This window comes from Bariatricus sp. SGI.154, assembly GCF_050313795.1.
GTDB lineage: Bacteria > Bacillota > Clostridia > Lachnospirales > Lachnospiraceae > CAMBRQ01.
On the sequence record NZ_JBNPMC010000091.1, the window covers coordinates 1 to 295 of the forward strand.

Genomic DNA, 295 nt, shown 5'->3' on the forward strand with positions numbered 1-295 from the left:
CTGCCTCCCGTAGGAGTCTGGGCCGTGTCTCAGTCCCAATGTGGCCGGTCGCCCTCTCAGGTCGGCTACTGATCGTCGGCTTGGTGGGCCGTTACCCCGCCAACTACCTAATCAGACGCGGGCCCATCTCATACCACCGGAGTTTTTGCCACTGTGCCATGCGGCACCGTGGCCTTATGCGGTATTAGCAGTCATTTCTAACTGTTATCCCCCTGTATGAGGCAGGTTGCCCACGCGTTACTCACCCGTCCGCCGCTAAGTCAGACTGCTCTTCATCCGAAGAATCAGAGCAGAA

1 rRNA gene is annotated in these 295 nt (G+C 58.3%); it reads right to left on the minus strand.

Annotated elements, in window-relative coordinates:
- Positions 1–295, minus strand: a 16S ribosomal RNA gene (locus ACQRBN_RS17465); the annotation flags it as partial.